The sequence below is a fragment of the Limibacter armeniacum genome, from assembly GCF_036880985.1.
Lineage (GTDB): Bacteria > Bacteroidota > Bacteroidia > Cytophagales > Flammeovirgaceae > Limibacter > Limibacter armeniacum.
In genome coordinates, this window is sequence record NZ_JBAJNO010000008.1 from 793,672 (window position 1) to 804,269 (window position 10,598).

The 10,598-nt window shown below is 40.5% G+C and carries 7 protein-coding genes; all 7 read right to left on the reverse strand.

Translation table 11 applies throughout. The features are described 5' to 3' along the window. Position 1: 1 nt before the first annotated feature. The 7 genes from argC to ppk1 all read right to left on the reverse strand — a co-directional run bounded on the left by argC (position 2) and on the right by ppk1 (position 10,593). Complete coding sequence (gene argC, locus V6R21_RS09190) at positions 2-1,000, reverse strand: N-acetyl-gamma-glutamyl-phosphate reductase (RefSeq protein WP_334242979.1); 999 nt, start codon at positions 998-1,000, stop codon at positions 2-4. Positions 1,001-1,026: 26 nt separating this feature from the next. Continuing rightward, the gene (gene argG / locus V6R21_RS09195) at positions 1,027-2,235 is read right to left on the reverse strand and encodes an argininosuccinate synthase (RefSeq protein ID WP_334242981.1); all 1,209 of its coding nucleotides are present in this window, start codon (positions 2,233-2,235) and stop codon (positions 1,027-1,029) included. A 118-nt stretch (positions 2,236-2,353) separates the two neighbouring features. After that, the gene (locus V6R21_RS09200) at positions 2,354-2,965 is read right to left on the reverse strand and encodes a GNAT family N-acetyltransferase (protein WP_334242984.1); all 612 of its coding nucleotides are present in this window, start codon (positions 2,963-2,965) and stop codon (positions 2,354-2,356) included. Positions 2,966-3,616: 651 nt separating this feature from the next. Beyond that, positions 3,617-4,825: a tetratricopeptide repeat protein gene (locus tag V6R21_RS09205; RefSeq protein WP_334242986.1), complete on the reverse strand. Its 1,209-nt coding sequence runs from the start codon at positions 4,823-4,825 to the stop codon at positions 3,617-3,619. A 221-nt stretch (positions 4,826-5,046) separates the two neighbouring features. Continuing rightward, positions 5,047-5,562 (reverse strand): regulatory protein RecX, encoded by a 516-nt coding sequence (locus V6R21_RS09210; protein ID WP_334242987.1) that lies wholly within the window; start codon positions 5,560-5,562, stop codon positions 5,047-5,049. 121 nt (positions 5,563-5,683) lie between these two features. After that, entirely contained in the window at positions 5,684-8,296 is a 2,613-nt protein-coding gene (locus tag V6R21_RS09215) for a glycoside hydrolase 5 family protein (protein ID WP_334242990.1), read from the reverse strand. A 185-nt stretch (positions 8,297-8,481) separates the two neighbouring features. Then, on the reverse strand, positions 8,482-10,593 hold the full coding sequence (ppk1, locus tag V6R21_RS09220) for a polyphosphate kinase 1 (protein WP_334244918.1): 2,112 nt from the start codon (positions 10,591-10,593) through the stop codon (positions 8,482-8,484). Positions 10,594-10,598: the final 5 nt, after the last annotated feature.

The window sequence follows — 10,598 nt, forward strand, 5'->3', positions numbered from 1 at the left end:
ACTAGAATGCAATAGGTTTCAGTTTCAGACCAGTACTTTCCTCCAATCCAAAGATCAGGTTCATGTTTTGAACAGCTTGTCCAACAGCGCCTTTCAACAAGTTGTCAATAGCTGAAGTGATCAGCAGTGTGTCGTCATGTTTTTCTACTCTCAACAGACATTTATTGGTGTTGACTACGAGTTTCAGGTCAACTTCCTTGTCAATGAGGAAAGTGAAAGGATGATCACTGTAATGTTGTTGATAAATGGCTACTGCTTCTTCTTCAGACAAGTCGGATTCAAGGTAAACAGAAGCAAGAATACCTCTGCTGAAGTTACCCCTATAAGGTACAAACTTGATAGACTGCTCAAAGTCAGGTTGCAGGGACTTCAGGCTCTGTGTAATCTCATACAGGTGCTGATGCTTAAATACTTTGTAGGAAGAAATATTGTTGTTTCTCCAAGAGAAGCCAGTTGTTGGCTGAGGTTTTAATCCAGCACCAGTAGAACCTGTGATTGCACTAATGTGTACCTGACTGTTTAGTTTTCCTGCGGCAGCCAATGGTACTAGCGCTAATTGAATTGCAGTAGCAAAACACCCAGGGTTGGCAATATTGCTAGCCTGCTGTATCTTGTCTTTTTGCATCTCAGGAAGACCATAGACAAACTGACGGTTGCCGAGTTGCATGTTTCTGCCTTCCACTGTGCCATCTTCCAAACGGAAATCCTGACTTAAGTCAATTACGATTGTGCTTTGATCAACAGGATTGGCTTCAAGAAATACACGTGATTCGCCATGCCCCAAGCAAAGGAACATAACGTCCACCTTTTCAATCGTATCAGTAAAAGTCAAATCAGATTCACCTGTAAGGTCTGAATGTACATTGCTGATTGGGGCACCAGCCTGACTTCTACTATGTATAAATTTGAGTTCAGTATTTGGGTGATTTAGTAATAATCGAAGCAGTTCACCACCAGTCATGCCTGCTCCGCCCACAATTCCTACACTAATCTTAGCCATTGTTTTTTCGTTTTCCAGTTAAAAAATCAGCTTTTGACTGCCTTGCTTTCATTGACTTTCTTATGGATCATTGTTTGGTTAGCCATGATCTTTGCAAAACCTCTAGCATCTTCTCCGGTCCAAGCATTATTCATTTCACCATAAGCACCAAATTCAGAAGACATCAAATCATAATCTGATTGGATACCCATGATTTCGAAGTGGTAAGGCTTCAGTTTGACCATTACATCACCAGTAACAGTGCTTTGAGTATCTGTCAGGAATGCCTCTACATTTCTCATAACAGGGTCAAGCCATTGACCTTCGTGTACCAGCATACCATACCAGTTAGCAAGTTGTTCTTTCCAGTAGAGTTGCCATTTTGTCAATACATGTTTTTCAAGGGCGTGGTGAGCCTTGATAGTTACGATAGGTGCTGCTGCTTCAAACCCAACTCTACCTTTGATACCGATGATCGTATCACCTACGTGAATGTCTCTACCAATACCAAATGGAGCTGCAAGGGCTGAGAGTGCGTGAATGGCATCTACAGGGTTCTCATATTTTTGTCCATCAACACCTTTCAGTTCACCATTGTCAAAAGTCAGGGTGATTTCTTTTGCATCATTTTCTGAAACCTGTGTTGGGTAGGCTTCTTCAGGAAGTGGCTGATGAGAAGTCAGTGTTTCTTTACCACCAACAGAAGTTCCCCAAATACCTTGGTTGATAGAATACAGGGCTTTTTCCCAATTCATATCCACACCATGTTGCTTGAGGTAATTGATCTCTTCCTCTCTTGAAAGTTTTTGGTCACGGATTGGTGTGATAATTTTGGCTTCAGGTATCATGATCTGAAAAACCATGTCAAACCTGATTTGGTCATTACCGGCACCTGTACTGCCATGAGCAATGTAAGCTGCGTCTACCTGTTGAGCATATTCCGCAATGGCCATAGCCTGAAAGACACGTTCGGCACTTACTGAAAGTGGGTAGGTGTTATATCGGAGGACGTTACCAAATACAAGGTATTTCACACATTTCTCATAGAACTGCTGTGTCATATCTAAGGCGGTATAGGATGTAACACCTAGTTTGTAAGCCCGTTCTTCAACTGTTTTTAGCTCTTCTTCCGAAAAACCACCTGTTTGTACTAGTACTGCATGTACTTCCAGTCCTTTTTCTTCTTTAAGGTACTTTACACAATAGGACGTATCCAAACCTCCACTGAAGGCCAACACCACTTTTTGGTTGCTCATGATTCAAATAGAATAGAAAATTTAAAAATAGTTGCCGAGGCAACTTGTCGTTCAGATTTCAGGTAAGCAGGAGTGAGGGTTGGTCCCTTCTGCTCCTGCATTTATTCAATTGGTTCGGCTACTCGCCGGATGTTTTAATGTTCAGGTCGTCCTTGATTCCTTTTTTCTGTTTTTTTTCAGTGTCGTTAGGATCGTATAACATACCTGTACATAGGCAAAATTTTCGTCCTGTACGAGAAAGGATATCATAGTTGACACAGCTTTTACAACCATTCCAAAACTGCTCGTCGTCTGTCAACTCAGAGAAAGTAACGGGCTTGTATCCGAGTTCACTGTTGATTTTCATAACAGCAAGACTTGTCGTAAGACCGAACAGTTTTGCATGCGGATATTTGTTTCTTGATAGTTTGAAAGCCATTTCTTTAATAGCTCCTGCTAGTCCAGCCCCTCTGTATTGAGGTGAAACAATCAGTCCTGAGTTTGCTACAAAACGGTCATGTCCCCATGATTCGATGTAGCAAAACCCTGCAAATCCCCCATCTTTATATAAGGCAATTACTGCTTTGCCTTCTCTTATCTTATTTATGATATATTCTGGCGAACGTTTAGCAATGCCAGTTCCTCTAGCTTTGGCTGAAGACTCAATCTCATCGCAGATTTCTTCTGCATATCTTTCGTGCAATACTGCATCCGCTACCGAAATTGAAAAGTCAGATAACTTAAACTCCATCGTAAATTTGAGTTTTATATGTTCGTTTCTAACAAGTGGTCCTAAGACCTTTTCTATTGGCCTTCCTCGCATTTTGTGGAAAACCATGGACGCAACCATCGGATAATGGATCAACCGCTTTCCTGATGCTTTTTATCAGAAAATAGGGTAGAAAACTATGCTGCTGCAAGCTTTCGGGGATACTCGTATGATTGCGGGAAAATATTCGGATTAGTATACCTTACGAAAAGGCATATAGATAGCTACGACCCCTACCGGGGACGGCGGAAGCGGAAAAGCGTACGGGGGAATAATTCCGTACGTACAGGCCTTGCAGGTACCCAAGGCAGCTGTCTGTAAAAAGTGGCGATATGTGATACTGTAGCTTTCAAAGTTATTGTTTTGGCTGTGCTAAACTAATAATCAGAATACTCTGCGCAAACTTTTTTCTAACATATTATGATATTTTTTCACTTTGAATGTTTGAAAATGAACATTTGTGTAAAAAAATAATCAACACCTTGCACTTTGTTATAAAATGAACTTTATAACTAAAAATACACATGTAATATCGGGGTCGAAAGTGTCTGTTTTTTTGAGTGAAATCTGGTCAGGAAAGCTGGGTTGATATATAAAAAAAACCTTGCCTGATTGGGGCAAGGTTTTTTCAATTTATGAGTTTTCATCAGTGGCGGCTTCGGCTTCCTTTCCGTGGTTCGATTTTTTCCACTGTTTGTATTCTTTTTTGAACTTTCGGGCTTCCTTGTGGAGAGAACTATTTCTGTCTGCGTATTTGAGAAGCTTGTCATAATGATCCTTGGCAATGTCATACATGTTTTCAGATTTTGCAATACGACCTAACTTCCGGAGTGAGAACAGGTAGTAACCTGACTCATATTCTTTAATTTCTTCAGCAAACTGGACAGTTTTGTAATAATAGAATGCGGCTTGCTTTCTGTCCATAATATAGTCATGGTAATAAGAAGCCAAATAAAATGCCGCATACCTGCCACTGATAGCCTCATAGCCAGGTTTTTTCTCTTCTACATTTTTCAGAAGTGATGCAGCAACCGGTCTCATTTCACTGTACTTACCTAATTGGTAAAGGATACGTGCATAGAAACGGTGGAAGTATGCATTTTTCGGATATTTTTGGTGCAAATATTCAATCAGTTGCAAGGCTCTCTGGATATTTCCATCACCTGTTGAATGAATACGAACCAAATAGTACATGGCCTCTATTCTGGTATAGAACGCTTCTGAGCCTGCTTTCTCAAGCTGCTCAAGTCCTAATTCTTTGTTGCCGTCTTCAAAAAACCATAGAACAGGACGAAGCACTTTGTAATTCTCCTTAAGCCACTCTACATAGTAATTGTATAATCCGTCACCAAAGAACATTTCTGAGCCTAACTCTCCTTCTCCTGCCAGTTCTTTGGTTTCGTTGAAATAAGTCAATGCGGTTTTGGATGCAACTGTCGCTTTCGTCCAGTCATGTCTTTCTCCTAACAGTCTTGCCTTAAAAGCCCATGCAGCAGCCAAAAAGAAAGAAGCTTCAGGATTTTCGGAGTGCTGCTTGTGCATAGTTTCTGCCAAGCTGATCGATTTATCCATGTAATTGAAGAACTCCTTATCGTAGGTGCTGTTTTCTACATTGGGCATAATTTGCCACCAGTAGTTAAGCCCAATCAGGAAATAGGGTAACGGGTGATCAGGATAATGCTGTTTCAGCCAGTTAAATTGACTTTCTGCTACCTTGAAATCAAAATTGTACATGGCATCAATACCAGAGGTGATCTCGATTTGTACAGTTACGTTGGTTAGCAGCATGTCCACATCTTCCAGTTTTGGTAGGCGAGGTTGTGCTTTTGCCAGATTCGCCATAAAAAGAAGTGTCAGCAGGCTGAACAATATATGTCTTATGTTTTTCGGCATATCGAATAAATAATGTATCAAGAAGTTAATAACAAAAAAATCACCTTTACCATTCATTTCACTGTTCTTATTCCAAACAGTTACTAACATCAATATACGCTTAATACTATATGCATATTGTGATAGTATTTTAAGAGGTGAGCTATTGGAGTATAGCAAAGATCACTCCTTTACCGATCTGCGAGTAAATCAGAGATCGCTTCATTGATCAAACTGCTTTCAAATCCTTTGCCTGCGGCATAATTGAAGCACTTTGCCCTGATTTTATAGTGATTGGTTTCTTTCAGACCATCCATCTTTTTACGAATTAAGTTTTTCAGTACCTCGTAATATTCGTCAGTATCAATTTCTTCCATAGCCATATCAGCCAACCTGTCAGTGATTTGCTTTTGCCTGAGCCCTTGTCTGATTTTGATCTTGCCCCATCGGTTTCCATTAAACTTTCCTCTTGTATAAGCACGTGCGAATCGTTCCTCATTCAGAAAATTCTCTTCCCTTAACCATTGAATGGCTTCCATCACTTGATCCTCATCCAAACCATAGCCGTAGAGTTTTTCTTCCACTTCTACGTGGCTGCGCTCCTGATAAGCACAATAGGCGGCTATTTTTGGCAAGGCTTGCTTGACTGTGTATACTTGGTCTGCGATAATACTTACTGTTTTAGTCCTACAATAAACTAGTTCCAAATATAACTTTCCTCTTTCAAGGGCGGTAATATTTAACTTTGTTTATTCTAACAAATGAAAAGGCCTTCCTGTCATACAATTGACAAGAAGGCCTCTCTTTATATTTAGCTGAATAATCAGTTTACTCTAGTCGAACACTTTCGATTGCTATACCATGTTTTTCGTCTAGCTCGGAATTGGGGATTTCAGGTCCAATCGAGAACTGAATGTCTGTTGCATTTTGAATGTCAAATGGAACAGGATTGTCATTCTCAAAATAGTAAGGTAAGAATGAAGGATAAGGCCTAGGCAAGATTACATACTTGACAGTGTTTAGTACTGACAAGTTGATTTCGTGTTCAGCTTTTTCGGGAGAAAGCGTGATTACTTTTCCATAAGCAGCTCCATCTTTCATAATGAGCGCTACTTGAAGCTTACAAGGCTTATTGTTTAAAGCTCTTGCTTTGATGATAAGCTTTTGCTTGTCGTTCAATGAAGCTTTTCTGTATTGGACTCTCTTCTGAAAGTTGTATTTCATGGAGTAGTCATAGATTTTGTCACCATTTGTATTTTCAGGGTCAGCCTCAAAAAGTTGTTCTAGGTTGACAAAATATTCGCCCTTGTTAGGTTCAGAGGAAGGTAAAATACCTGCATCTTTTTTCCATAGCTTCATTAGGTAATCTGAGTCTTGGATAGCATCAAAAAGATAAACCGGACTATTCCCTTCAATTACATTGAGTTGATAAGCCTCTCTGCCATCGAAGTCCCAGTCTCCTTGTTTTCCATTTTTTCCAGAAGGGTAAGTAACAAATGTTCCATTCTTCTTGACACTGATAAAATACTTCAGGATACCTGTATTTAGACTCTCAGCAGGAACTTGTACTTCATAGTCGTAACCGGCTTTTGGTTCCATTGTAAGGGATAACGGTTTTCCTGTTCCATACCCAGTCAGGATTACTTCTTCAGGTGCGTTTTCTGTGACGATGGTAGCCTTGATCGTAATTGGTTTATTGGCAATAGTTTCATTGATTGGCTGGTGTAGGCAGTAGTGCTTACTGAGGTTTTGTTCAGGTGCTGAAAATGCATTCAAGTCAACATTTTTCCAGATTTGATCTTTTTGAATGTTGGTGTCAATACCTTTTTTCTTCAATAAATAGGTGCCAGGTCTGATACTGAAGTTGTTTCCATTGACAGGCGAAGAGAAGTCATTTCCCTTATTGATGGCTTCTAAGGTGAAGTCATGACCCAAATCAGTTAGGTTGATTGCCATATCCCATTTGTTCCACTTGATAACAGCTAATTGTTTACTTAAACTGTTCTGACCAAAAATGTTATCAACCCAAATGGCATCAGGCATCACTTCCAGTCGCCATACACCCGTTTCTATTTTATCCAAAAAATAAGCGCCTAATCCCTTATACTGTACAACCTTTGAATTTCCGAAACCCGCAATAGTTTGCAGTTTGTCTGTGTCTGAAATCTCAGCATTTGTATGATTGGTGTAAATCACTTTTTCTTCACTAATATATTCAGCTAAATCACCCTCAGCACTGAGGTGAACATTGCCAAACTGCGTGTTCTCTGGATAGCTGCCATAGTCTTTATATCTTGGCATCTGATGGAATACTTCATAAGCAACCATCAAGCTCAATGCTTTTTGGGGTGTATATGCCAAGTTCATATAGTGGGTGTTGTATTCCGTATTGGCATATGCCAAGTAGGTAGGGTCATATGAAAAATGACACCCAATTTGAATTCCAGCGGTTCTAAAGCTACGTGCAATAGCAGGGTAGATGTATGAACGCCCAATGTCTGCCGCATCAAATTCATAAACGAGTTTGCCTCCTCCGTTTTTCTTGATTACCTCATCAAATGGGATCGTATACCGATCTACATTTGGTAAGAAATTACCTTCAAGTTCTTTTCCAAAACCTAGTCCTGTTGGGTACCATTGGAAGGTGCCTCCTCGAATATTGGCATCAAAATAGGCTTCAGCGAGCTGTATACTATGCGTGACATTGTAGAATATTGGTTTTTCACATCCAGTCTTACGCATGGATTTGACCATCTTGTCGATATATGTTGTGACAGATTTTGGAGCACCTCTATGGTGTGGCTCATTACTAATTTCAAAAGCAATTAAACTAGGGTCATCTTTATAAGCGAGACCAGTATAAGGGTTGACGTGATTGAGGAATTGATACAGGTAATTTTCTTGAGCCTTGATCGCATCAGGATTTGTCAAAGATTTATCTTTACCGTATTTGTGAGAGAAGCCTGGGGTATCTCCATCTGGCTCAGGCCAGCCATTTCCCCAAAAAGCAATAGGTGTAACAACATAATTGATCTGCTTTTCTTTTAACTGCTGAAGAAGATAGTCAAAAGCGTCTAGGTGCTCATTTTCAATCAGGTTGCCAAGTGAGTCGCAGATCTCTGTATCCCATACATGGATTCTGTATAGGTCAAAACCTAGTCTTGAAAAGTGGTAAATATCTTTGTCGATTGCTTTTTTAGGGTCAATTCCCAGTTTCTTGGCAGAGCGGTAGGCATGTGCAAAAGGTACTGTGTAGTTCACGCCGAATCCGTGTATTTCTTCATTTGTCCCCTTCCATCTTAGTACACCTTTCTTGTCAATGTAAGCAGGTTGCTTTGCTTTTTTATCATTTGATTGTGCCAAGGAAGGAGAAAGTTGGAATAGAAAAAGTCCCCAAATAGCTAGTAAGCCTAGTAAGTTGAAAGATTGATGTTTGTTCATGGCTATTGAAATTATAATAGTCAAATTTGTATAAAAGAGAGGCCGAATATATCAATCAGAAGGCTGATATGGTTGGGCTTATGGGATTAGATGAGAATGCCAACCTCCAAAAACGAAAAAGCCTAACACGAAACATGAAGGTTTCGGGATAGGCTTTTCATTGGGAGTAATACCAATTTTATGTATTAAAACAGTTTTGCTTTTCTTGCTAGTTCATCTGTAGCATTGAAAAACTCCTTGTGAATATCAAAGATGGTTTCTCCTTCCTTGGTTATTGTAGGCGTGTAGTTACCATCTTCACTCATTTCATAGGCATTGACATTGTCCTTGAGGTTATATGCCAAAATCATGATTGCTTCCTGTTTACAGAACTCGTCTTCAATCAGGAAGAGAGACTCTATTCGACGGTCAAAACTACGGACCATGGCATCGGCACTACCACCATATACAACAGGTTCACCGTTGTTGTGGAAATAGAACAGACGGGTATGCTCCAAATACTCTCCTACAATGGAACGGATTGTGATATTTTCACTCAAGCCCTTTCTGCCAGGCTTCAGGCAGCAAATACCCCTTACAATTAACTTGATGTTGACACCTGCTTGAGAAGCACGGTAAAGGGCATCGATGAACTTGTCATCCTGCAAGGAGTTGACTTTGATGACAATGCCACTTGGTAACCCATCACGAGCATTTTGCGCTTCATTGTCAATCAACTGAATTAGCCCATCTCGCATTTCGTTTGGAGCAGTGAGCAGTCTGTTGTAACCTGTAGGTCTCGAATGACCTGTAATGGCATTGAAAAACTCTGATACATCTTCGCCATAGACGTCATTTGTAGTCATTAAGCCGATGTCGGTATAGAGCTTAGCTGTACTTTCATTGTAATTACCAGTACCCAAGTGAACATAACGTTTGACTTTACTGCCTTCCTTACGGACAATAAGCATTAGCTTGGTATGGGTTTTCAATGCAGTAATACCATAAATTACAAAACAGCCTGCATCCTGAAGTTTTTTGGCTTCAGATATATTGTTTTCCTCGTCAAATCTGGCTTTTACCTCAAATAGGGCAGAAACGTGCTTACCGTTCTCTACCGCTTTAAGCAGTGCAGAGGTGACCCTTGAGTCGTCAGCCAACCTGTAGATAGTCATCTTGATGGCAAGTACATTTGGGTCTTCTGCTGAAGCTTCCAACAATTCGAGCATCTGGTCAGCACTGTTGTATGGGTGATGAAGCAGTATGTCATTTTTCTGCAAAAGGCTGAAAATATCTTCTTCATGATCCTTGCTGATACCCAAAGGCGTTACAGGCTGTCGAGAAGGGGGCATCAGGTATTTAAATGCCTTGTGTTTCACAATTTGCCACAGACTTGTATAGTCAATGATGGCAGGGTTCTCGAAGAAATTCAGGTCGTCAACATTCCATTTTTCTTTCAGAATGTCTGCCATCCAGTCAGAATAGCCAGGTGTAATCTCTACTCGAACCACACGGCCTGTACGACGGGTTTTTAGCTTTAGCTTTAGCTCATTGATAAAGTCCGTTTCCAAATCTTCACTTTCCTGTAGCGTATAGTCGCCGTTCCGTGTAATACGGAAAAGGTCAACAGACTCAATTTCTACATTGCGGAACAGCTTTCGGATATGTGTACGGATAATGCTTTCAATCGGAATGAAAATCAGTCCGTCCTCTCTTTCCACTTCAAAGAAGCGTGGCAGGTTTTTCGGAACCTGTACAAAGGAAAGCTTACGCTTGTCTTTCAGGTTGGCTGTATGGTCGACCGTTACAATCCCGAAAATGAGCAATAGGTTTTGCAGAATCGGGAAGGTGTGGTAATTGTCATACACCATTGGGGTAAGCATTGGGAAAATCGTTTTATGGAAGTACGACTCTACTTCTTTCTTCTCTTTTCCTGTCAGTTCTTCTATCCCACAAACACTGAAACCATTCGCTTCAAATTGAGGCAATAGCTCCTCGTTGTAAAACCTTGACTGCTCATTATTGAATTCATGGATGTCAGAGTAAAGCTTATCTCGGAACTGCTCTTCCCTTAGGCCAGAGTAATCCAATCGGCTTTTGCCATAGTCGAGGTAGTTGTAAAGGGAACCAACCCTTACCATAAAAAACTCATCGAAGTTGGAGGCTGTAATCGCCAAAAACTTCAGGCGTTCAAAAATAGTGCGTTGTGCTTTTTTTGCCTGATCCAGTACACGGTAATTGAATTGAAGCCAACTGAGGTCTCGGCTGACATAATTACTGCTTTGGATGAGATCTGTTATTTTGTCTTTGTGTACCATAGTGA